Source organism: Pseudomonas sp. C2B4, assembly GCF_013359695.1.
Lineage (GTDB): Bacteria > Pseudomonadota > Gammaproteobacteria > Pseudomonadales > Pseudomonadaceae > Aquipseudomonas.
This window is the reverse complement of the sequence record NZ_JABFMU010000051.1, coordinates 1-21,112: the sequence shown is the minus strand read 5'-3', so window position 1 is coordinate 21,112 and position 21,112 is coordinate 1. Positions and strand designations below refer to the sequence as shown.

General features: G+C 60.7%; 22 protein-coding genes. 13 read left to right on the top strand and 9 right to left on the bottom strand.

The window, feature by feature from the left end:
• Positions 1–316 precede the first annotated feature (316 nt).
• The 3 genes from HNQ83_RS24520 (at position 317) to HNQ83_RS24510 (ending at position 2,151) form a co-directional block, all read left to right on the top strand.
• Complete coding sequence (locus HNQ83_RS24520; protein ID WP_175391337.1) at positions 317–853, top strand: hypothetical protein; 537 nt, start codon at positions 317–319, stop codon at positions 851–853.
• 289 nt (positions 854–1,142) lie between these two features.
• Positions 1,143–1,601: a hypothetical protein gene (locus HNQ83_RS24515; protein WP_175391336.1), complete on the top strand. Its 459-nt coding sequence runs from the start codon at positions 1,143–1,145 to the stop codon at positions 1,599–1,601.
• Positions 1,602–1,743: 142 nt separating this feature from the next.
• Complete coding sequence (locus HNQ83_RS24510) at positions 1,744–2,151, top strand: hypothetical protein (protein WP_175391335.1); 408 nt, start codon at positions 1,744–1,746, stop codon at positions 2,149–2,151.
• Between the two features lie 133 nt (positions 2,152–2,284).
• On the opposite strand, the gene HNQ83_RS24505 is transcribed toward HNQ83_RS24510, so the two are convergent.
• Both HNQ83_RS24505 and HNQ83_RS24500 read right to left on the bottom strand, forming a co-directional pair.
• On the bottom strand, positions 2,285–3,385 hold the full coding sequence (locus tag HNQ83_RS24505) for a polyamine ABC transporter substrate-binding protein (RefSeq protein WP_175391334.1): 1,101 nt from the start codon (positions 3,383–3,385) through the stop codon (positions 2,285–2,287).
• 80 nt (positions 3,386–3,465) lie between these two features.
• A complete protein-coding gene (locus tag HNQ83_RS24500) occupies positions 3,466–4,278 on the bottom strand; it encodes a carbon-nitrogen hydrolase family protein (protein ID WP_175391333.1) in 813 nt (270 codons plus the stop codon).
• 310 nt (positions 4,279–4,588) lie between these two features.
• Here HNQ83_RS24500 and HNQ83_RS24495 point away from each other — a divergent pair, with 310 nt between their 5' ends.
• Complete coding sequence (locus HNQ83_RS24495; RefSeq protein ID WP_175391332.1) at positions 4,589–4,819, top strand: hypothetical protein; 231 nt, start codon at positions 4,589–4,591, stop codon at positions 4,817–4,819.
• 30 nt (positions 4,820–4,849) lie between these two features.
• On the opposite strand, the gene HNQ83_RS24490 is transcribed toward HNQ83_RS24495, so the two are convergent.
• Both HNQ83_RS24490 and HNQ83_RS24485 read right to left on the bottom strand, forming a co-directional pair.
• Complete coding sequence (locus HNQ83_RS24490) at positions 4,850–5,344, bottom strand: PaaI family thioesterase (RefSeq protein ID WP_175391331.1); 495 nt, start codon at positions 5,342–5,344, stop codon at positions 4,850–4,852.
• A gap of 198 nt (positions 5,345–5,542) precedes the next feature.
• Positions 5,543–6,460, bottom strand: coding sequence for a LysR family transcriptional regulator (locus HNQ83_RS24485; RefSeq protein ID WP_175391330.1), 918 nt, complete (start codon positions 6,458–6,460; stop codon positions 5,543–5,545).
• Between the two features lie 125 nt (positions 6,461–6,585).
• On the opposite strand from HNQ83_RS24485, the gene HNQ83_RS24480 reads away from it, so the two are divergent.
• The 6 genes from HNQ83_RS24480 (at position 6,586) to HNQ83_RS24455 (ending at position 12,339) form a co-directional block, all read left to right on the top strand.
• Positions 6,586–7,344: a 5-oxoprolinase subunit PxpA gene (locus HNQ83_RS24480; protein ID WP_175391329.1), complete on the top strand. Its 759-nt coding sequence runs from the start codon at positions 6,586–6,588 to the stop codon at positions 7,342–7,344.
• Positions 7,345–7,435: 91 nt separating this feature from the next.
• Positions 7,436–7,681 carry an acetyl-CoA carboxylase gene (locus HNQ83_RS24475; protein WP_008059700.1) on the top strand — a complete coding sequence of 82 codons (246 nt, stop codon included), beginning with the start codon at positions 7,436–7,438 and terminating at the stop codon, positions 7,679–7,681.
• Positions 7,682–7,691: 10 nt separating this feature from the next.
• Positions 7,692–9,065 (top strand): acetyl-CoA carboxylase biotin carboxylase subunit, encoded by a 1,374-nt coding sequence (locus HNQ83_RS24470; RefSeq protein WP_175391328.1) that lies wholly within the window; start codon positions 7,692–7,694, stop codon positions 9,063–9,065.
• Positions 9,062–9,934 (top strand): allophanate hydrolase subunit 1, encoded by an 873-nt coding sequence (locus HNQ83_RS24465; RefSeq protein WP_175391327.1) that lies wholly within the window; start codon positions 9,062–9,064, stop codon positions 9,932–9,934. Before HNQ83_RS24470 ends, HNQ83_RS24465 begins: the two co-directional genes overlap by 4 nt.
• A complete protein-coding gene (locus HNQ83_RS24460) occupies positions 9,931–10,905 on the top strand; it encodes a biotin-dependent carboxyltransferase family protein (RefSeq protein WP_175391326.1) in 975 nt (324 codons plus the stop codon). Before HNQ83_RS24465 ends, HNQ83_RS24460 begins: the two co-directional genes overlap by 4 nt.
• Before the next feature lie 111 nt (positions 10,906–11,016).
• Positions 11,017–12,339, top strand: a complete 1,323-nt coding sequence (locus tag HNQ83_RS24455) for a cytosine permease (RefSeq protein ID WP_175391325.1) — start codon at positions 11,017–11,019, stop codon at positions 12,337–12,339.
• A gap of 240 nt (positions 12,340–12,579) precedes the next feature.
• Here the strand turns inward: HNQ83_RS24455 and HNQ83_RS24450 are convergent, their stop codons facing one another.
• Positions 12,580–13,527 carry a LysR family transcriptional regulator gene (locus HNQ83_RS24450; RefSeq protein ID WP_175391324.1) on the bottom strand — a complete coding sequence of 316 codons (948 nt, stop codon included), beginning with the start codon at positions 13,525–13,527 and terminating at the stop codon, positions 12,580–12,582.
• Positions 13,528–13,654: 127 nt separating this feature from the next.
• Between HNQ83_RS24450 and HNQ83_RS24445 the strand changes: the two genes are divergently transcribed.
• Entirely contained in the window at positions 13,655–14,968 is a 1,314-nt protein-coding gene (locus HNQ83_RS24445) for an MFS transporter (protein WP_175391323.1), read from the top strand.
• Between the two features lie 69 nt (positions 14,969–15,037).
• On the top strand, positions 15,038–15,787 hold the full coding sequence (locus tag HNQ83_RS24440; protein WP_175391322.1) for a creatininase family protein: 750 nt from the start codon (positions 15,038–15,040) through the stop codon (positions 15,785–15,787).
• Between the two features lie 51 nt (positions 15,788–15,838).
• Here the strand turns inward: HNQ83_RS24440 and HNQ83_RS24435 are convergent, their stop codons facing one another.
• From HNQ83_RS24435 to HNQ83_RS24420, 4 genes are all read right to left on the bottom strand, one after another.
• Entirely contained in the window at positions 15,839–16,861 is a 1,023-nt protein-coding gene (locus HNQ83_RS24435; protein WP_175391321.1) for a transketolase family protein, read from the bottom strand.
• The gene (locus tag HNQ83_RS24430; RefSeq protein ID WP_175391320.1) at positions 16,858–17,706 is read right to left on the bottom strand and encodes a transketolase; all 849 of its coding nucleotides are present in this window, start codon (positions 17,704–17,706) and stop codon (positions 16,858–16,860) included. Before HNQ83_RS24430 ends, HNQ83_RS24435 begins: the two co-directional genes overlap by 4 nt.
• A gap of 17 nt (positions 17,707–17,723) precedes the next feature.
• Positions 17,724–19,022: an MFS transporter gene (locus HNQ83_RS24425; protein WP_175391319.1), complete on the bottom strand. Its 1,299-nt coding sequence runs from the start codon at positions 19,020–19,022 to the stop codon at positions 17,724–17,726.
• A 98-nt stretch (positions 19,023–19,120) separates the two neighbouring features.
• A complete protein-coding gene (locus HNQ83_RS24420) occupies positions 19,121–19,870 on the bottom strand; it encodes an SDR family NAD(P)-dependent oxidoreductase (protein ID WP_175391318.1) in 750 nt (249 codons plus the stop codon).
• A 200-nt stretch (positions 19,871–20,070) separates the two neighbouring features.
• Between HNQ83_RS24420 and HNQ83_RS24415 the strand changes: the two genes are divergently transcribed.
• The gene (locus HNQ83_RS24415) at positions 20,071–20,985 is read left to right on the top strand and encodes a LysR substrate-binding domain-containing protein (RefSeq protein WP_175391317.1); all 915 of its coding nucleotides are present in this window, start codon (positions 20,071–20,073) and stop codon (positions 20,983–20,985) included.
• Positions 20,986–21,112 lie beyond the last annotated feature (127 nt).

The following is a 21,112-nucleotide window of genomic DNA, read 5'->3' as shown; positions in this document are numbered from 1 at the left end:
GACCTGTGCGCGATGCAGGCCCACTGCTGAAGTGTGGCCATGGGGCGAGTTTAAAGATCCGGTCGGCGCTGTCTGTCATGCGTTGGTAATGGCGGTGGATACATGGGTATGCATGACTTAGTACCCAAGTATGTGTGGCTCTCGCCACAGCAGACCGAGCAGCTGCTGCTCCAGCACGGGCGCGCATCGGCAGACGCCGTCGTCAAGGCTGTGGGTAGCGTGAAGAGTGATTCGGCGAAATGGATACTGCCAATAAACCAGCTATATTTGTGAGCCAACAGCCTCCAGCTCCACCCTTCACGCAAGGAAAAATAACATGTGCAAGGAAGTTCTCCGCATAAAACTCCCTGAAGGAGTTGAAGATTGTTGCGATGCCGTTGCATCGTTCTATTTGCACGACAAAGAGAACGCCTCAAAAGTACTATTAATTGGAGAAACCCAAGATTCAAACAATATTATAAATCGGCAAAAAATGATCGAGCATCTGAAGACAAACTGCCTGCACAATCCGAACGCAAAGAGCACGTTAGACATGTGGATGTGGGGGAAATCCACAGTTGAAGTCATATGGGATAATCAGGTTCTTGCCGGCCTGGACCAAATCCTGCCGCAATACATGACTGATGGCGGGAAATGGTCGCTGCAAATTCTCCCCGGGTCATTGAACGACACAGGCCACCACGTGGCACTGGGCCAATCACCTAATGGAGTAAACTGGTGGCTTCTCGATAGCGTATTTGGATTTACCATTTACGAATCCAAAGCTTGTCTCGTGGGCGACTTATACCAACGCCTGTTAAAGGCTAGCGGCATAACCTTACAAAGCAGAACCGTGTTATTGAAAATAACTTAACCCTTGGTGGGGTGATGAGGGAAATAGGCAGAGTATTCAAGCCGAAGCCTGCGTAACGCACATGCAAAGGTTGGTGTTTGATTGCATGCATTGCATTGAAACTGCCCTGGCTTTCCAGCTGGATTTAAGAGGCAACCGGTTGTTGCCTTTCGCGAAGCGCTGCTTCCAATCCATCTCTATCAGTTTTTTCTGATTTGGGAACCTGTCAAATCACTGACCTGGCGATACGGCCTCGCGCTAGATAAATTTCTGTTGCTGAGTGATAGCATATGGCCTTCTTCGGTCCTCGGTGGGGCATCGAAAATTTCGCCGTAAACGGCATAAGGATGCAGGGCGTGAAAAAAAACTCGCAATAGGTAAGCGTAATGAGTTCGCCATTTGGGGATACCTGCTCGAAGAGGATTTCGATGTATTTCCATCGCTGGTGGATGACAAGGGCATCGACGGAGTCGTCGGCCACGAAGGCCGTTATTTTGAAGTACAGATTAAGAGTGGCGAGAACTGGAATAATCAGCGGGGGCTGAGTCGATCTGCGGTGAGTGCGAATCCCGACCGCATCTTCCTCATCTACAACACGAACGAAGATGAGGTTCGCTATTTTACCGGCCAGCACATTCTCGATGAGATCGAATGGCAGGAGTCCATCGATTGGCCCATACCTCAGATCAAGCTGCCCAAGCGCATGCTGGAGAAGTATCAGAGCCACGACTGGGCAGGATTCATAGCCTACTTGCGCGCCGCCAACTGAACCTGAACTCGATTGATTGGCAGTTAGAGAATGCCGTTTTTTCGGTAATCGATTTTTCATAAAAGCCAAATCACTTGAAAGTGATTCTGCGCCAAGTCCGCGCAAGGATCCTGTCAGTGCAACAAGCAAGGATGTAACTACGATGGCAAGTTTGAACTATACGACCGCCTTTCAACGGTACAAGGCGAAACTCGACAACCCTAATTGGGCCGTCTCGGCGATTTCTGCGGACGGCGAGCTGGTTATCAGTTGTTGGAAGCAATACTTCGAACCGCCAGCGGATGGCGTCCTGCGATATGTCGATTCGCTTTCGAGGTGGAATGGGAGTAACCGAGCGGGCTGGAATCTGTTACGCAGACATCTGGAAATTACCTTGGCGAGTAACCTGAATGTCCGACTGGTGCTCGCCAGAACGGACAATCCGGAAGCGGTCGCAAAGGGCGGAGACGCCAGCAAGCTGAACAACACTTTCTCAACACGGGAAGATTTGATTGGCCGACTGACCCATTTTGATGGCGATCATTTCACCATCGAATTTCGCCGTAGCTGATACGTCCAACGAGCCATAGGATGACGTTCGTTTTTTTGGGGCTTAGGGCGGCTTGTTCAGCGGAGCATACCTGGCACGGCAGAACAATCCGCTGCTTGCTCCGAAGCAAGCAGCGGGAAGGTGATGATGGGATTCAGGTCCCGCTTTTGACCTTGCTCCAGACCCGGGTACGAATGCGCTCGGTTTTGAGCGGCAGTGGCTGGTCGGGGAACAGCGTGGCCAGGGTTGTTGCCGGGGGGTAGACGTCAGGGTTGTTTCTCAGCCCCTCGTCGACAAAGGGCATGGCGCTTTTGTTGCCGTTGGGATAGCCCAGGTAGTTGGTGCTTTTAGCGATGATTTCCGGGCGCATCATGTAGTTGATGAAGTTCATGCCTTGTTCCGGATGCGGGGCGTCCTTGAGCAGCACCATCGTTTCCACCCAAATCGAAGAGCCTTCGCGCGAAATGCGGTAAGCGATCTGGCGACCGTTCTTCGCGCGTTCGGCGTTGACCTTCGCGTCATGCACGCCACCCGACCAGGCCACCACGGCGCAGATATTGCCGTTGGCCAGGTCAGTGATGAACCGCGACGAATCGAAGTAAGTGATGTAAGGGCGGATTTTCAGCAACAGCGCCTGGGCCTTTGCATAGTCATCCGGGTTGTTGCTGTCGGGGGGCAAACCGAGATAATGCAAGGCGATGGGAATGATCTCGCCGGGGGAATCGAGCATTGCGACGCCGCACTGGCTGAGCTTGGCGATGTTTTCTTCCTTGAAGATCAGATCCCAGGAGTCCACCGGGGCAGACGTGCCCAATACCGCCGCTACCTTGTCCACGTCATAGCCAATACCCGTGGTGCCCCACAGGTAGGGGATCGCATAGCGATTGCCGGGATCGTTGTGGGCAACTTTGGCGAGGATCCCGGGATCAAGGTTCGACCGGTTGCTCAATTGGCTGCCATCCAGTTCCTTGAGCACGCCCGCCTTGATCAGGTTGGGCAGCGTACTGCTCGTCACGACCACGACGTCGTATCCGCTGCGCCCGACCATCAATTTGCTCTGCATCACTTCCGCGCTGTCGAAGGTATCCAGCACCATGGGCGTGCCGGTTTCCTTCTCGAAGTCCTTGGGCGCTTCGGGGGCAATGAAGTCATACCAGTTGTACAGGTTCACACTGGAGGCCTGCGCCCAACTGGCGCCCATGCCCAGCCCGAAAAAGGTCAACAGGCCAACGTGCAGCAAACGCGAAGATTTCATAGGGTGCTCCTGGCGAATCGACCCTCGATGGGGGATCCGCTGCAATTGTTCTTGTTTGAAATCGAGGCAGCATTCGCCGCTCAGGGAATCAACCACTCACGGCGACCATCCGCGTGCTCATTGAGCGTGCCGTGCAGTGGCAAGCGTTTCTCCTTGCGATAGTCATAGAGTGCGCGTGCCGGGGCGATCCGCGTCATATCCAGTTCCACGACATGCCGGCATTCCTGCGCTCCGGCTTCGAACAGGCGCTGGCCGAACGGGTCGACTACGCTGCTGCCTCCGGCGAACACTTCGCCATCGCCTTGCCCGACCCGGTTCACCATGGCCGCGAAGACCTGGTTTTCCTGGGCCCTGGCGGCAACGGCGGTATGGTGCACGTGGCCGTAAGGCTCCATGTTGCCGTCAGTGATCAGAATCAGCTCTGCGCCCAGTGCCGCCAATGCGCATGCGCCTTCCGGGAATTCGATGTCGTAGCAGATCAACAGCCCGATCCGCACACCGCGCCATTGCACGGTCGAAAAGCGGTCGCCTGGCAGGACGAGGCCGGGTTCGCCCACCCACAAGTGAGTCTTTCGATAACTCAACGCCACGCCTTCCGGCGTGATGAACAACGTGGTGTTGTAGAAGCGCTCGCCGTCGCACTCGATCAAACCCACCACCACCGCGATATCCCGCTCCCGGGCGGCAGCGCAAATCGCCTGGACACTGGACCCGGAAACGGGTTCGGCGAGGCGGCCGATATTCTCGTGATTGAGAAAGCCGGTGAGATACGCCTCGGGAAACATCACGATATCGGTGTCCGGTGCGCTGTCGGCAATCGCTCGCAGAGCGCGTTCCATGTTGTAAGCGACATCGCCATCGCGACCTGCCAGCTGTACGAGTTCAAGTTTCATTGTCGGACCTTTCCGGTAAATAGCGTCCTGGCCAGGAAGCGGGTGACTTTGTCAAAGGCCCGAACAGTATGCGTGTCGTGGAAAAAGTTCCTATCACGCTGAGTAAGTACCCCAAAAGGGGTAGGAAAGGGGAATGCCGAAAGGTAATCGGACCGTGAATATCGGGGGTATGGGCGATGCGGTCGCGAAAGGGGGATTTCCTCACGGAATCATTAGGTTACTCAATGGTCATAGCCACGGCTGAACGTTGTCCGAATGAACCGTTCGAGCAGCCATACCACTCAATACCTTCCACGTTTAGGGCGTACCTATGAATCGCGCAATCCTCATGACCCTGGCCATGTTCAGTTTCTTCCTGTTGGGAGGCTGCGGTCCTCACTGGGACGACGGTGAAAGGTACGGCCGATATCACGATCATGACCATCGGCGCGGCTACGACCAAAGGGATGACGATGATCAGGGCTATGACCGCCGGTACGATCGTCGTGACTATGATCGCGATCACCGTCGTTACCGCGATCGCGACGACAACGACGATTGATGCATTCAACGTCTTGCAGTGGCGGGGCTCTCAGCGCCCATGCGCCGCATCCGCCAGTTGCCCGGTATCGACCCGAACGAACACCGAGTCGCCCACCGCCGTGAGCACGTCGCCGGCGAAGACTTCGCAGATCACCCGGGTCTTGCGTCCGACATCGCCTTCCACTTTGGCTTTCAGGAGCAGCGGTACACCCATGGGCGTCGGTTTGATGAACTTGATGCCCAGGTTGCCGGTGACGCAGTTGATGCGGGGCAGGCTGGCGACTTCGCGCTGTTCGGCGCGGTAGTGATAGGCCATTGCCGTCCAGTTGGAGTGACAGTCGACCAGCATCGCGATCAAACCGCCATACACCAGGTCCGGCCAGCCGCAGTACATGGCCTCCGGCATGTGCTCGGCCACGACGTGCACGCCGTCCTCATGCCAGTAGCTCTTGATGTGCAGCCCGTGGGGATTGCTGCCGCCGCAGCCGTAGCAAACGCCGTCGGGGGCGGCGGTGTCTTGCAGGGAAGTGTCGAGGGTGGACATGCCGTGATCATCCTTAAAAATGGAAAGCCAATCGGGTCAGTGCATTGAACACCGTACCAACTGTAGGAGCGAGCCTGCTCGCGATGGTCGCCAACGATAACGCGTGTTGTCTGAATGAACGAGTTGTCTAGAGTTTTTCGCGAGCAGGCTCGCTCCTACAGGATTTAGTGTTTGAATTCGGAGGATTTTAACGCTGATTCAGCGCCGCGCCGAATGCTGCTGCGGCGCCAGGAAGGCATCGTGGAAGTAGTTGCGGAACGCCTGCATCGCGGGGCTGAACTCGCGCTCGCGATGCCAGGCCAGGCCGACGCTCATGGGGGTGACCTTGTCGGTGATGGTCACCGTTTCGATGCGTTTGCCTTCCAGCGACCAGGGGCGGTGCACCAGGTCCGAGAGGATCGCCACGCCGCTGCCGTTGGCTACCATGCTGCGCACTGCTTCGACTGAACTGGTGCGCACCCGCACATTGGGTTGCTGATGGGCGTGTTCCCAGTAGCGCATGGCGCTTTGTTCGGCTTCGTCGACGGTCAGCAGGATATAGGGCTCCTTGGCCACGTCGGCGAGGCTGACCGCCGAGCGTTCGCACAGCGGATGGTGGCTGGGCAGCCATAACCGGCGTTCGGAGTTGAACAGGGTTTCCGAGACGATGTCCGGGTGGGTGAGGTTGGAGGTGAGCACCACCGCCATGTCGAATCGACCTTCCAGCAGGCCTTGTTCAATGGCTTGCCGTTCCTGTTCGTGGACTTCGATGGCCACGTCCGGGTGCCAGTGTTCCAGTCGTTGCAAGTGGTGCGGCAGGAAGTAACCAATCACCGTGTAGCTGGCGGCCACCCGCAACAAGCCGCTGGCGCGGACGTCGGGCAGCGGGCTGTTGAGGGCGTCATCGACGCTGCGCAAGATCACATACGCCCGGTTGAGAAAGTGCCGCCCGGCATCGGTCAGGCTCATGCCCTGGGCCGAACGCTGGAACAGCAGGGTGCCGAGCATGCCTTCCAGTTCCTTGATCGCCGTGGTCACCGCCGACTGGGAAATATTCAAATGGATCGCGGCTTGCGAGATTTGGCCGATCTCGGCAGTGGCGACGAAATAGCGGACCTGGCGCAGGGTCAGTGACATACGAACTCCGGTCGACGGGGTATCTGTTTTTCAGAAGATGGCCTATCTGATAATAGATCTTCCCAAGGGGTTGGCGGGAATTTAACGTGGCCTGCATGAAGTCACAAGCGTCAGGAGCAAGTGTCATGCAGTCAGTAGATTTCAACTCGGACATGGGCGAAGGCTTCGGCCCATGGACCATCGGCGATGGCGTCGACAATGAGCTGATGGGCTTCATCAGCACCGCCAACATCGCCACCGGTTTTCATGCCGGCGACCCCGGTACCATGCGCCGCACCGTCGAGCAGGCCAAGCGCCTGGGCGTAGCCATCGGTGCGCACCCGGGGTTCCGTGACCTGGTCGGCTTCGGCCGCCGGCACATCAACGCACCGGCCCAGGAGCTGGTGGACGACATGCTCTATCAGCTCGGCGCGCTGCGCGAACTCGCCCGGGTTCAAGGTGTGGCCTTGCAACACATCAAACCCCACGGCGCGCTGTACATGCACCTGGCCCGGGACGAGGAAGCCGCCCGTTTGCTGGTGGAAAACCTGCAGCGCCTGGAGCCGGAGTTGCTGCTGTATTGCATGCCCAACTCAGTGATCTGGCGCGTCGCCAAAGAACTCGGCCAACCGGTGATCCGCGAGTTCTACGCCGACCGCGAATACGACCTCAGCGGCTCCATCGTCTTTACCCGCAACGTGCGTGCCTACGATCCGGCGAAAGTGGCGGCGCGGGTGCTGCGTGCCTGCCAGGAGGGCGTGGTGCGTACCGTCGAGGGCGAAGACCTGGCGATCGAATTCGATTCCATCTGTTTGCACAGCGATACACCGGGCGCCCTGGCGCTGGTTGAAGCCACCCGCAAAGCGCTGGATGACGCAGGAATCAAGGTTCGCGCACCCCGCTGAATCCGGATCAAGCACCTGACACAGAGAAGTCAGGGTTTACACATATCGATTTATTGCCTGCCTTTCTACAACTATTCCAAGAGGAACAGACATGGCCGAACAAACCGTTATTACCCCGTTGCCGGGCACCTTTTACCGCAAGGCCACCCCGGACTCGCCGAACTACGTCGAGCCGGGCGCCGAGGTCAGCGCCGACACCGTGATTGGCCTGATCGAGGTCATGAAGCAGTTTTCCGAACTGACCGCCGGGACGGCCGGTCGCCTCAGCGCGTTTCTGGTTGAAGACGGTGATCCGGTGGAACCGGGTCAGGTCATCGCCACACTCGACGACGCGTGAGGGCGGCACCATGACTCAAGGCATTCGTAAATTACTGATCGCCAACCGTGGCGAGATCGCCGTGCGGATTATCCGTGCGGCCAAAGCACTGGGGATCCCCACCGTTGCCGCGTGCAGCGAGGCGGACGTCGATTCCCAGGCGGCGCGCATGGCCGACGAGGTGCACATCCTCGGCCCGGCCCGCGCCGATAAAAGCTATCTGAACGTCGAGGCATTGCTCGGTGCCTTGAAAGCCACCGGCGCCAATGCGGTACACCCCGGCTACGGCTTTCTCTCGGAGAACGCCGATTTTGCCGAAGCCGTTGTCGCCGCCGGCGCGATTTTCGTCGGCCCCAGCGCCGAGACCATCCGCCGCATGGGCGACAAAGCCGAAGCCCGGCGCACCGCGCAAGCGGCCGGCGTACCCGTGGTGCCCGGTTCCCCCGATGAGCTGTTCGATGTCGAGTCGGCGCTCAAGGCGGCCGAATCCGTCGGCTTCCCGCTGCTGATCAAGGCCTCGGCCGGTGGCGGCGGGCGTGGCATCCGCCTGGCGGAAAATGCCCAACAACTGAGCGAAGAATTTCCCCGTTCCCAGCGCGAAGCCCAGGCCGCCTTCGGCAATGGCGCGGTGTACCTGGAGCGCTTCATCGGCAAGGCCCGGCACATTGAAGTGCAGGTGCTGGGCGATGGCCAGCACGCGGTGCACCTGTTCGAGCGCGAGTGCTCGCTGCAACGTCGGCGCCAGAAGATTTTTGAAGAAGCGCCGTCGCCGGTCCTCAACCCGCAACAGCGCGAAACGCTCTGCGCCAGCGCCGTACGCCTGACCGAAGCCTTGGGCTACAAGGGCGCCGGCACCCTGGAATATCTGTACGACGATGCCACCGGTGAGTTTTTCTTTATCGAGATGAACACGCGGATTCAGGTGGAACACCCGGTCAGCGAGCTGATCACCGGTATCGACCTGGTGCAGGCCATGTTGCGCATTGCTGGCGGCGAGCCGCTGGGCTTGCAGCAAAGCGATATCCAGCTCAACGGCGCCGCCCTGCAAATGCGCCTGAACGCCGAAGACCCGGCACGGGATTTCTTCCCCAGCCCCGGTCTGGTGGAATCGCTGGTCTGGCCACAAGGGGAGGGTGTGCGGGTCGACTCTCATCTGTATCAAGGCTACCGCGTGCCGCCATACTATGACTCGCTGCTGGCCAAGCTGATCGTCCATGGCCGCGATCGCGACGAAGCCCTGGCCCGCGCCCGGGTCGCAGTGGAGCAGACCACGCTCACCGGCATGGCCAGCACCTTGTCGCTGCACGGCGAACTGCTGGAACAACCGTGGCTGCACAGCGCCGACTTCCACACCGGCACCCTGGAAACCTGGCTGGCCGAACGCCGCAATGGAGGTCAAGCATGAGCACTCCAATCCGCTACAGCTTTGGCGCCGACGAGCATTTGTTCGCCGAAGTCAGCGACAGCATGTCCCTCGAAGCCTTCTTCAAGGGCATGGCGGTCACCCGCGCGGTAGAGCGGCTGGCGCTGGATGGCGTGCTCGATGTGTGCCTGGCCAATGCCTCGTTCCAGATCCGCTTCGACCCGGACCGCATCGCCCCTCACGCCTTGCTCGAAGCCGTCAAGGGCGCGGAAGCCGAGGCGGTCGCCGAGCGTACATTGCAGACCCGGATCATCGAGATTCCGGTGCTGTACAACGATCCCTGGACCCATGAAACCCTGATGCGTTTTCGCGACCGCCATCAGGACCCGAGCGCCACGGACCTGGAGTACGCCGCGCGGATCAACGGTCTGGCCGACGTCGAGGCGTTCATCGCCGCCCACAGTGGCGCGCCGTGGTTTGTCTCGATGGTGGGCTTCGTCGCCGGCCTGCCGTTCATGTTCCAGATGGTCGAGCGCGAGCGTCAGTTGCAGGTGCCCAAGTACCTGCGCCCGCGCACCGACACGCCGAAATTGACCCTCGGTCACGGCGGCTGCTTCGGTTGCATCTACTCGGTGCGCGGTGCCGGCGGTTATCAGATGTTCGGCGTCACGCCGGCCCCGATCTACGACCCGCAGCAGAACCTGGCGTACCTCAAGGAGCACATGGTGTTCTTCCGTCCGGGGGACATCGTGCAGTTCAAACCGATGGACCGTGAGGAATACGACCACGCGGTGGCCGAGGTCGAAGCCGGGCGCTTCGATCTGCGGATTCGTCCGGTGGAGTTCTCGCTGGATGCGTTTCTCGCCGACCCGATCGGCTATCCCAAGTCGTTGCAGGAGGTGCTGGCATGATCAAGGTACTCAAACCCGGTCTCGCCACCTCGGTGCAGGACCTGGGCCGCGAAGGTTACTACCACCTGGGCATCCCGCCGTCCGGCGCGCTGGATCAATACGCCCTGAGCGCGGCCAACCAACTGGTCGGCAACCCGGCCAATTCGGCGGCGCTGGAATGCACCTTGCTGGGGCCGGAGCTGGAGTTCCAGCAAGACGCATTGGTGGCCGTGTGCGGTGCGCACATGACGCCGAAGGTCGATGGCGTGGACATGCACCTCGACACCGCTTTCGAGGTGAAGGCCGGGCAAGTGCTGCGTTTTGATTTCCCCAAGGCGGGCGCGCGGGCTTATCTGGCCGTGGCTGGCGGCATCGATGTGCCGGTGGTGCTTGGCAGTCGATCCACCTATGCGCTGGGTGCGCTCGGTGGTTTTCAGGGCCGTCGCCTGATTGCCGGGGACGAATTGCCCGTCGGCGTCGCCAGTGGCAAGGGCCGCGCCGGGGCCAGTCTGCCCATGGCGTTGCGCCAATCCTTGGGTGGCGAAATCACCTTGCGCGTGGTGCCGGGGCTGTATTACGACCGCTTGACTCCAGCGGCGGCGGACAGCTTTTTCGCCGAGGCCTGGACCGTCGGTTCGGAAGCCGACCGCATCGGCTATCGCTTCAAGGGCGGCAGCGCGCTGACGTTCCAGCCCCGCGAGCAGCCGTTCGGTGCCGGTTCCGATCCGTCGAACATCGTCGACAGTTGCTACCCGATCGGTTCGATCCAGGTGCCCGCCGGGCTCGAACCCATCGTGTTGCACCGCGACGCGGTGTCCGGTGGCGGCTACGCGATGATCGGCACGGTGATCAGCGCCGACCTCGACCTGATCGGCCAGATGCAACCCAACCAGAAAGCCCGTTTCGTGGCGGTGACCCTCGAAGAAGCGCTGGAAGCGCGACGTTCCTATAAGAAAAAACTCAGCTGCTTGAGCAAGCTGTTCCCTTCCTGACACTGCCCGTCGCACTGCGCGGGTAAAGCCAAACGGCAAGCCAACGCCGCACTCCGGTGCGGTGGCGGCTGCCCGCGCTTCAACCTTTGACTGGTTCTGGAGTTCACGCATATGGCTGCTTTATCGCAATCGAGTCAAACCGGGCAAGACCCGGCCAATCATCCCGTCCCCACCGAAGCGCGCATGGGTCGACTGTCGCTGACCATGGCCTGGTGGGCGGTGTGCAGCGCGATGTTCTACATCGTGGTCGGCGCTTCCCTGGCCTTGTCCTACGGTGCGCGCAACGCGCTGATCGGGATGGTGCTGTCGGTGATCAGTTACGGGCTGGTCAACACCGTGCTCAGTCGCTTCGCGGTGCGCAGCGGCTTGTCGGTGGCGTTGTTTTCACGGCTGTTGTTTGGCCGTACCGGTGCCTGTCTGGCGACCTTGATCTTCTTCTCGACGGCGATCTACTACGCGGTGTTCGAAGGCTCGGTGATCGCCGTGGCGCTCAATCACCTGTACCCGGAACTGGTGTATCCGCTGGCTGCGCTGATGGTGGTGCTGTACAGCGTGCCGATGATCCTGGGCAGCGTGCAGCACTGGCTGGACAAGCTCAATGGTGTGCTGCTGCCGGTGTACCTCGGTGGCTTGCTGGTGGCGGTGGGGTTGTCGATCAGCCGTTATGGCTACCAGCCGCAATGGCTGGATTTCGGTCCGGCAACCCCCAGTGCGTTTGGCTGGTGGGACTGCTTCGTGGCCTACATGGGCGTGTGGATTCTGATGCTGTTCACCTTCGACTACGCCCGGTTCGGCAAGGCCGAGGACGCCGAGTATCACGGTCGCTGGAACTTCGGCATGCCGTTCTACGCGGTGACCTTTTTGCTCAACGGCGCGGCGGGCATCTACCTGGTCAGCAGCATTCCCCACGAAGGCGCGCTGAACGAAGTGTCGGTGGTGATGGCGATCCTGCAACTGATGGGGCTGTGGGGCCTGCTGTTCGTGTGGGCCACGCAAACCCGGATCAACACCGCCAACTACTACCTGGCGACCTTGAACATGCAGGCGTTCTTCGCCCGTTTCGGCCTGCGCGCCTCGTACCTGGTGTGGGCGCTGGCGGTCGGCGTGATCGTCTACGGCTTGATGCTGGCGGACGTGTTTGCCTACTTGCTCAAGGCGTTGGCCTATCAAGGTATCTTCGTGGTGGCCTGGGTCGGCGTAGCGTTGGCGCAGATTGTCTACGGGCGTTATGACGCGTCGGCGCTGGATCGGGTGGCGGCGTTCAACCCGGTGGGCCTGACGGCCTGGTTTGGCGCGACGGCGCTCGGGCTGGCACTGATGTTTGCTGGCAGCGGCCTGAGCAGCTTTTCCGCGCCGGCGACGGTGATCGTGGCTTTTGCCTTGCAGGCCGGGTTATCCCATCGCGGTCGGTTGCAGGTTCGGTTGGCGGACTAAAACCTGTAGGAGCGAAGCTTGCTCGCGATGGCGGCCTGACAACCGACCCATCCCTCACAGATGTACCGGGCCCACTGTGGGAGCGAGCCTGCTCGCGAAGAGGGCGTGTCAGTCAACATCCAGGTGAATGGCACACCGCATTCGTCGGAACGCCGCCCGGAGCCGGCTCGCTCCCACAATTTGAGCTTCAGTGAACGCTCACACCGGCTGCATTACCCTCATTCCCCCGAAGCATCCGCTTCAGGCGGTCTCTTTTCCTTCCAGGCCCGGGCTCCCGTCAGGCGAGAACATGGGCAGGCGCTTGAGCATCCAGTTGAGCAACTCCTGAGCCGGAGCGGCCAGCGGTCGTCCGGACTTCACCAGCAGCTTCGCCTCGACGCCCTGGAACAGCGGATGCTCCACTGCGATGGCGGCCAGGCTGCCCTGGGCGATTTCCCTGTAGGCGGCGAATTCTCCGAGCAACGAAGCGAAGTCCCCGGTGGCCACAAGACGCTTGAGGGCTGCCAGGGAGTTGCTGACCAGCACCGGGCGGATCTCGATTTTCTCCGCGTACTCGAGCATTTCTATCGCCTGGCCGATGCCGAAGGTGGTGGGCGTCAACACCAGTTGGCAGGCGAGGATATCCGCGACCGTTGCCGGGCCACCTCTCAACGCCAACGGATGATCGGGGCGAACCAGCAACATGACCGGCTGCGACGACGCTGCCCGAAAATCGATGTGCGCATGCAGGGGCGGGTTGTAGGCAAGGCCGATGTGCGCGCGGTTTTCGGCGACTTCGTGGAGCACGTCGACGACCGGCAGCGTGTCCAGGGTGACGTTGAGCTTCGGGTACTGCTTGCAGAACGGCGCGAGTACGTTGTCGACCAACGCATCGACGTAGCCCTCGCTGATGACCACCCGCACATGGCCTTGCTGCAGACCCTTGATCGCCTGTAGTTGGTCTTCGAGCTTCTCCTGGTGGGATCGATAACCGCGCCAGAATTCCAACAGATGCGCGGCCGCTTCGGTCGGCTGCACACCCCGCGCCAGCCGTTCGAACAGCTTTGCCCCCAGTTCCTCTTCCAGCAGCTTGATCTGCCGGGTGATCACCGATGGCGACGTGTTGATGCTGTCGGCCGCGCCACGAATCGAGCCGTGGGTCAGCACTTCATGAAAATACCGCAGCCGTTGCTGGTTGATTTCGCGCATGGCGGATACCTCTGTGTGTTGCTCATAAAGCAACGATACGCGAACTTAGTTGCTCTTGCTGGGCTTTGGTCGTCGGCGCAACATCCTTTCCACCACCGAAGATCAACAAGAAAAATCGGAGACGCGCATGTCAATCACTGCAACGTCGGCAAGAAGCGGGGCGATCACGGCCCTGTACCGCAAGCTCAATTGGCGGCTGCTGCCGCTGCTGTTCATCTGCTATGTCTTTGCATACCTGGACCGGATCAATGTCGGCTTCGCCAAGTTGCAGATGCAAAACGATCTGGGGTTATCCGACGCAGCCTATGGCGCGGGCGCAGGCATTTTCTTTCTGGGGTATGTGTTGTTTGAATTGCCGAGCAACCTGATGCTGCCACGGGTTGGCGCGCGCAAGACCTTCAGCCGCATCCTGGTGTTATGGGGCATCACCTCGGCGTGCATGCTCTTTGTTCGCGACGTGCCGACGTTTTATCTGATGCGCTTTCTGCTGGGTGTGTTCGAAGCCGGTTTTGCCCCGGGCATGATCTATTACCTGTCGTGCTGGTACGGCCCGACACGAATGGCCCGCGCCATTGCCATCGTGTTTATCGCCGGGCCCATCGGCGGCATCATCGGTGGCCCGCTGTCCGCGTGGCTGATCACCACGTTGTCCGGTGTGGGCGGCATGACCGGGTGGCAGTGGATGTTTTTGCTTGAAGGCCTGCCTTGTGTGTTCCTCGGCATCCTCACGTACTTCGTGCTAGCCAATCGACCCTCGGAGGCCCGTTGGTTGAGTGTCGAGGAAAAACAATTGCTGGAGACTGAACTGGGGACATCGACGAGCCAGGTCCATTCGTTCCGGGCCGTGCTGCGTGACCCGAAAACCTACATCCTGGCCTCGGCCTACTTCTGCATCATCTTCTCGATCTACGCCATGAGCTTCTGGCTGCCAGCCATTCTCAAGGCTAGAGGGGTCAATGACACCCTGCAACTGGGTTGGTATGCCGCCATTCCCTACCTGGGCGCCGCCATCGGCATGTACCTGATTGGACGCCGCTCCGACCGACTCGGCGAACGACGCTACCACTGCGCCGTACCGGCGGGTATCGCCGCCTTGTGCCTGCTGATGTTCCCTTTTGCCGAGGGACATGTTCTGGTGACGCTGGCGCTGTTGACCGGGGCGACCGCAACGATTTTCATGGCGTATACCGTGTTCTGGGCCATGCCCTCGGAACACATCAAGGGTGAAGCGGCGGCGGGAGGCATTGCTTTCATCAACACCATCGGCCTGTGCGGCGGCTTCTGGGGGCCGGCGGTCATTGGTTGGGCCAAAACCGCCACCGGCGACATGAACCTCGGCATCGTAGTCGTTGGCTGCGCTTCCCTGTGTGCGGTGCTTATTATCACGCTGAACAGATCACTCTCGACTGAGCAGGTCGCGCCTCAATACAGCGCAGGCTGATCAGTTACCTTCAACCCTGAAATTGAATCGTCGAGTTCCGCAAGGAACCACCCAAAGGAGAGCACTTCCATGCTTCTACACCTGTCGACCTGGGCCGAGATCGGCCAGTTTCTTGAACGCAGCCGCACCATCGTGATTCCCATCGGTTCGAATGAACAACACGGTCCCACCGGCCTGTTGGGCACTGACTGGATGTGCCCGGAAATCATTGCCCGTGAAGCTCAAAAGGATGCCGACATCCTGATCGCGCCGACCTTCAACATCGGCATGGCGCAGCACCATCTCGGGTTCCCGGGCACCATTTCACTGCGCCCCTCGACCTTCATCGCCGCCATTGGCGACTGGGTGCGGTCGTTGGCCGCCCACGGGTTCGAGAAAATCCTGTTCCTCAACGGTCACGGCGGCAACGTGGCATCGATTGAAGCGGCTTTTTCGGAACTCTACGCCGAGGCGAGTTTCGCCCGTCGTCCCGCAGGGTTCGCGCTGAAGTTGTGCAACTGGTGGGACCTGGAAGGGGTCAATGACCTTGCCAAGGAGCAGTTCCCGACGGGCCACGGTGTGCATGCCACGCCTTCGGAAATTGCCGTCACCCAGTGGGCCTATCCAGACTCGATCAAGTCGGCGGGTTATTCACCGCAGATCGCCAACTGGGGCCCTATCCGCGAAGCGCAAGACTTCCGCGCACGCCATCCGGACGGTCGCATGGGTTCGGACCCGGCGCAGGCGACTGCGGAAAAAGGCCGGGCACTGGTGATGTTGGCCGCTGAGGGCCTGGTGAAGGAGGTGGGGGCATTCAGCCGGGAATCGATCCCGGGCTGATGCCTTGAGCACGTCGGGCGCCCATCCCTGGGCGCCTCTGTCAGCCGGCGATCAAAGCCAGGCCTTGATTTGAGCGCAGACCGCTTGCGTGGAAATGCCATAACGGTCATGCAGCGTCGGCAAAGCGCCGGCGTCGAGGAAGGCGTCGGGCAAGGCGATCTGCCGGAAGGTCGGCGTCACCCCATTGCGCAGCAACACCCCGGCGACCGCTTCGCCCAGTCCACCGATAATCGAGCTGTTTTCGGCGGTGACCACCAGACGGCCCGGTTTGCGGGCTTCAGCCAGAATGGTTTGCTCATCCAGCGGCTTGATCGTCGGCACGTGCAGCACGGCGACATCGACGCCGTCCGCTTGCAGTGCTTTGGCAGCCTCCAGTGCGCGCATGGTCATCAGGCCAGTGGAGATGATCAGCACATCGTTGCCGGTACGCAGGGTCTTGGCTTTGCCGATCTCGAACTGGTAGCCGTACTCGTCCAATACCAGCGGTACATTGCCGCGCAGCAAACGCATGTACACCGGCCCGTTGTGCGCCGCGATGGCGGGCACGGCTTGCTCGATTTCCAGTGCGTCGCACGGGTCGACAATCATCAGGTTGGGCATGGCGCGGAAGATCGCCAGGTCGTCCGTGGCCTGGTGGCTGGGGCCGTAGCCGGTGGTGAGGCCGGGCAGGCCGCAGACGATCTTGACGTTGAGGTTCTCCTCGGCAATCGCCATGCAGATGAAGTCATAGGCGCGGCGCGAAGCGAACACGGCGTAGGTGGTGGCGAACGGCACGAAACCTTCCCGGGCCATCCCCGCTGCCGCGCTCATCAGCAACTGCTCGGCCATGCCCATTTGATAGAAACGATCCGGGTGCGCCTTGGCGAAGATGTGCAGGTCGGTGTACTTGGACAGGTCGGCGGAGAGGCCGACGATGTCCGGGCGCTGATCCGCCAAGGTGGCCAACGCATGGCCGAACGGAGCGGATTTCGTGGCCTGGCCCTCAGAGGCAATCGAGGCGATCATCGCCGAAGTCGTCAGGCGTTTTTTGGCAGGTTCAACCGTGGAAGTCGGCGTGTTGGCGGCGTTGCTCATTGGTGGTTTCCTTCTTCAAGGTTGTTCAGTGCCAGATCCCATTCGTGTTCTTCGACGCGGATGAAGTGGGTCTTTTCGCGGGCTTCGAGGAAGGGCACGCCTTTGCCCATTTTGGTGTCGCAGATGATCACCCGTGGTTGGTTGCCGGCATGGTTGCGCGCGGTGTCGAATGCGGCGACCAGCGCCTCCAGGTCATTGCCGTCGACCCGCTGGGTGAACCAGCCAAAGGCCTGCCAACGATCCACGATGGGTTCGAACGAGAGAATCTCACTGGAATGACCGTCGGCCTGCTGGTTATTGACGTCGACGATGGCGATCAGGTTGTCGAGCTTCCAGTGCGACGCCGACATCACCGCTTCCCAGGTCGAGCCTTCGTTCAGTTCGCCGTCCGACAGCAGGTTGTAGACGAAGGAGGATGCGCCTTTGCGCTTGAGCCCCAGGCAGGCACCGACCGCGATGCCCAGGCCCTGGCCGAGCGAACCGCCGGTGATCTCCATGCCCGGTGTGTAGGCGGCCATGCCCGACATTGGCAGGCGACTGTCGTCCGCGCCGTAGGTCTCCAATTCATCCTGAGGGATGATTTCCGCTTCGATCAGGGCTGCGTACAGGGCAATGGCGTAGTGACCGATCGAGAGGTAGAAGCGGTCGCGTCCTTCCCATTCCGGGTCTTCGGCCCGATAGCTCAGGGCGTGGAAGTAGGACACGGCCAGCAGGTCGGCAGCGCCGAGGGCCTGGCCGACATAGCCTTGCCCCTGAACCTGACCCATGCGCAAGGCATGGCGGCGAATGTTGTGAGCGCGTTGCGCCAGCGTCGTGGATGACGTGAATGCAGGATGAGCAGTCATGGTGAAACTCCAATGAATCAACGATTGACCGAGGCGGCGGGGATGCGCAGCACCAACGTGGCACCGAACAGCAGTACGCCGGTGATCAGGTACATGCCGATGGCGCTGGAGCCGGTCTGTGTGGTGACCCAGCCGATCAGATAGGGCGAGCAGAAGCCGGCGAGGTTGGCGAAGCTGTTGACCGCCGCGATGCCAGCGGCGGCGGACACCCCACCGAGCAGCGTGGTGGGCAGCATCCAGAACATCGATGTCGCGGACAGAATGCCGGAAGCGGCCAGGCAAAGACTGAGAATGGAGAGCAGTACATTCCCGCCCATCAGCGCAGCCAGGCTCAACCCGATGGCACCGGCGATCATCGGCACAATGAGGTGCCAGCGGCGCTCACGGTGTTTGTCACCGCTGCGTCCGGCATACAGCATGGCCACGATTGCGCAGAGGTAGGGCAGGCTGGTCAGGAAACCGATGTGCAGCGGATCGGAAACCCCCGCGTTACGTACCAGGGTCGGCAGCCAGAAGGTGATGGCGTACTGGCCCATGACCACGCAGAAGTAAATCCCGGCCAGCAACCACAGGCGCCGGTCGCGGATGAACTCGCCCACCGAGGCATGGGTGACTTTCTGCTGGTCGTCCTCGGCCAGCTCGCGGCTGATCAGTGCCTTTTCGTCATCATCCAGCCAACTGGCTTGATGCACGCCGTCCTTGAGGTAGCTCAGCACCAGCAGTCCGATCAACACGGTCGGCACCGCTTCCAGCACGAACATCCATTGCCATCCGGCCCAGCCGTGCATGCCGGCGAAGTGGTTCATGATCCAGCCGGACAGCGGGCCACCGACCATGCCCGACAGCGGAATGGCGATGAACCACAGCACGGTCATGCGTGCACGCCGGTAGGACGGAAACCAGTAGGTCAGGTAGAGCAACAGCCCCGGCGCCAGGCCGGCTTCGGCAACCCCGAGCAGAAAGCGCAGGGCGTAGAACTGCCAGGCGTTTTCGACGAAGGCGAACAGGGCGGAGACGATGCCCCAGGTGATCATGATGCGGGCGATCCAGACCCGCGCCCCGACCTTGTGCAGGATGATGTTGCTGGGCACTTCACAGAGGAAATAGCCGATGAAGAACATGCCGGCGCCCAGTCCGTAGACGGTTTCGCTGAGCGCCAGATCGTTCATCATTTGCAGCTTGGCAAAGCCGACGTTGACCCGATCCAGGTAGGCGCACAGGTAGCACAGCATCAAAAAGGGCATCAGGCGCCACGCGGTCTTGCGGTAGGCGTTGGAGCGCACGGTCGAAACCGCTTCAAGCGACAGGGTTGTCATGATGGTCTGATCTCTTGTTTTTATTGACCGCCAGACCCAGGGGCCCGGCTGCGTCGTCGATCCAGAACCGCACGGGCCGCGAGGCCCGCCAGGTGTCATCAGTGAATCAGCATGCCGCCGTTCACATCCAGGGTGATGCCGGTCAGGTAAGAGGATAGGTCGCTGGCCAGGAACAGCGCCGCGTTGGCCACATCCTGCGCCTCACCCAGGCGCCCGAGGGGAATGCCATCGATGATCGCGTGGCGGCGTTCGTCCTGCATCAGGCCGCCGGTGATATCGGTATGGATCAGACCGGGGGCGATGGAGTTCACGCGGACCTTGTCCGGCCCCAGTTCCCGGGCCATGGCTTTGGCCAGACCCAGCACGCCGGCCTTGGCCGCGCTGTAATGGGGACCGCCGAAAATACCGCCACCGCGCTGCGCGGAAACCGACGACATGCACACGATGCTGCCGCTGGACTGCTGGCGCATCAGCGGAATCACCGCCTGGGACATCAGCAAGGTGCCACGCAGGCTGACGTCCAGCACCTTGTCGTAATCCGAAGGGCGGATGTCCAGGGTCTTGAGGGGTTGGGTAATGCCGGCGTTGTTGACCAGGATGTCGATGCGGCCGAAGTGCTCGATGATTTTCGCCACGGCCTGCTGGACCTGCGATTCATCGGCGACGTTGGCGGCCAGGCCGAGATGACCTTCGCCCAGGGTCGCAGCGGCATCGCGGGCGGCGGATTCATCCAGATCGAGAATCACCACACGGGCGCCGTGCTGCGCGAAAGTGGTCGCCGTGGCGCGGCCAATGCCACGAGCGGAAGCGGCACCGGTGATGATTGCGACTTTGCCTTGAAGAAGCATGTGAGAGTTCCTCTGAGATTGTTTTTATTAGTTCGACCCGAATCGAATCGATGACTCAGCTTGTTCCCCGAGGTGACCCTGAGCAATAACGCGAACTTCACTGGGTGCTGAAAAAAATTCAGCACTCGCCAACCGTCTGTACGGATGCTTGAATGGCTTGACGCCCGTGCCATGCCACTTGCAGCGGAATAACAATCATCATGCGTTCAAATGACGATGCACCTGCAACATTGCCACCGCTGAAAGCCATTCAGGCCTTTGAGCAGACAGCCCGCTTCGGCAACGTCGCGCGCGCCGCCGAATTGCTCGACCTGACGCCCTCGGCGGTCAGTCATCAGTTGGCCAAACTGGAAGCGATGATCGGGCGCCAGTTGTTCTTCCGAACGGCCCGGGGCGTGACCCTTACACCGGTCGGCGAGCAATACCTGACGGAGGTGTCCGGCATCCTGCACAGCCTCGCCGTGGCCACCGAGCGCGCCACCAGCGACGTCAGTCTCGATTGCCTGCGGCTGCACTCATCACCCAGTTTCGGCCTGCTGTGGCTGATGCCGCGCCTGGAGCAGTTTCGCGAGAGTCACCCGGATATCCAGCTCAACCTTTCGTGCTCTTATGAGTCGCTGCACTTCAGCCGCGACAAGATCGATGTCGACATTCGCCACGGCATGCCCAACTGGCCCAGCTACGAAGTACGGACGATTCGCAATGAAAGGATTGCGGTCATGGCTTCCCCCAAGCTGCTGGAAAAGCGCCCGATCCGCACGGCCGCCGACTTGCTGGACAGCCATTTGATCCTGTCGGAGGCGACGCTGATCAAGTGGCCGCAGCTGTTCGCCCAACATGGCGTGTCACGCCCCGAAAAGCCTTACACCCTGAGCTTCGACCGCTCCTACATGACGTTGGAAGCCGCCAGTCACGGGCTTGGCTTTGCCCTCGAAAGTACGCTGCTGGCGCAGGACTATCTCGCACGGGGCGCATTGGTCGAAGTCGCGCCGGCGTTGAGCGCGCCGATTACTGCCCACCACCTGGTGTTTCCCCGGGCCCATTCGAACTTTCCCCGGGTGCGGCGCTTTCTGGAGTGGATGCAGAAAGAGCTGGGGCATGATTTCAGCTACTGATGTTCTCAGTTACTTCTGTAGGAGCGAGCCTGCTCGCGATGGAGGCACAGGCGCCGCGGGGTGTCAGTCAGCCCGTGTCATCGTTGACGACCATCGCGAGCAGGCTCGCTCCTACAGAGGATTAATT

Bases quoted from the DNA above. Each gene is read 5' to 3' on its own strand.
- HNQ83_RS24520 (WP_175391337.1), top strand. From the start codon at position 317: ATGTGCAAGGAAGTTCTCCGCATAAAACTCCCTGAAGGAGTTGAAGAT.
- HNQ83_RS24510 (WP_175391335.1), top strand. From the start codon at position 1,744: ATGGCAAGTTTGAACTATACGACCGCCTTTCAACGGTACAAGGCGAAA.
- HNQ83_RS24505 (WP_175391334.1), bottom strand. From the start codon at position 3,385: ATGAAATCTTCGCGTTTGCTGCACGTTGGCCTGTTGACCTTTTTCGGG.
- HNQ83_RS24500 (WP_175391333.1), bottom strand. From the start codon at position 4,278: ATGAAACTTGAACTCGTACAGCTGGCAGGTCGCGATGGCGATGTCGCT.
- HNQ83_RS24495 (WP_175391332.1), top strand. From the start codon at position 4,589: ATGAATCGCGCAATCCTCATGACCCTGGCCATGTTCAGTTTCTTCCTG.
- HNQ83_RS24490 (WP_175391331.1), bottom strand. From the start codon at position 5,344: ATGTCCACCCTCGACACTTCCCTGCAAGACACCGCCGCCCCCGACGGC.
- HNQ83_RS24485 (WP_175391330.1), bottom strand. From the start codon at position 6,460: ATGTCACTGACCCTGCGCCAGGTCCGCTATTTCGTCGCCACTGCCGAG.
- HNQ83_RS24480 (WP_175391329.1), top strand. From the start codon at position 6,586: ATGCAGTCAGTAGATTTCAACTCGGACATGGGCGAAGGCTTCGGCCCA.
- HNQ83_RS24475 (WP_008059700.1), top strand. From the start codon at position 7,436: ATGGCCGAACAAACCGTTATTACCCCGTTGCCGGGCACCTTTTACCGC.
- HNQ83_RS24470 (WP_175391328.1), top strand. From the start codon at position 7,692: ATGACTCAAGGCATTCGTAAATTACTGATCGCCAACCGTGGCGAGATC.
- HNQ83_RS24465 (WP_175391327.1), top strand. From the start codon at position 9,062: ATGAGCACTCCAATCCGCTACAGCTTTGGCGCCGACGAGCATTTGTTC.
- HNQ83_RS24460 (WP_175391326.1), top strand. From the start codon at position 9,931: ATGATCAAGGTACTCAAACCCGGTCTCGCCACCTCGGTGCAGGACCTG.
- HNQ83_RS24455 (WP_175391325.1), top strand. From the start codon at position 11,017: ATGGCTGCTTTATCGCAATCGAGTCAAACCGGGCAAGACCCGGCCAAT.
- HNQ83_RS24450 (WP_175391324.1), bottom strand. From the start codon at position 13,527: ATGCGCGAAATCAACCAGCAACGGCTGCGGTATTTTCATGAAGTGCTG.
- HNQ83_RS24445 (WP_175391323.1), top strand. From the start codon at position 13,655: ATGTCAATCACTGCAACGTCGGCAAGAAGCGGGGCGATCACGGCCCTG.
- HNQ83_RS24440 (WP_175391322.1), top strand. From the start codon at position 15,038: ATGCTTCTACACCTGTCGACCTGGGCCGAGATCGGCCAGTTTCTTGAA.
- HNQ83_RS24435 (WP_175391321.1), bottom strand. From the start codon at position 16,861: ATGAGCAACGCCGCCAACACGCCGACTTCCACGGTTGAACCTGCCAAA.
- HNQ83_RS24430 (WP_175391320.1), bottom strand. From the start codon at position 17,706: ATGACTGCTCATCCTGCATTCACGTCATCCACGACGCTGGCGCAACGC.
- HNQ83_RS24425 (WP_175391319.1), bottom strand. From the start codon at position 19,022: ATGACAACCCTGTCGCTTGAAGCGGTTTCGACCGTGCGCTCCAACGCC.
- HNQ83_RS24420 (WP_175391318.1), bottom strand. From the start codon at position 19,870: ATGCTTCTTCAAGGCAAAGTCGCAATCATCACCGGTGCCGCTTCCGCT.
- HNQ83_RS24415 (WP_175391317.1), top strand. From the start codon at position 20,071: ATGCGTTCAAATGACGATGCACCTGCAACATTGCCACCGCTGAAAGCC.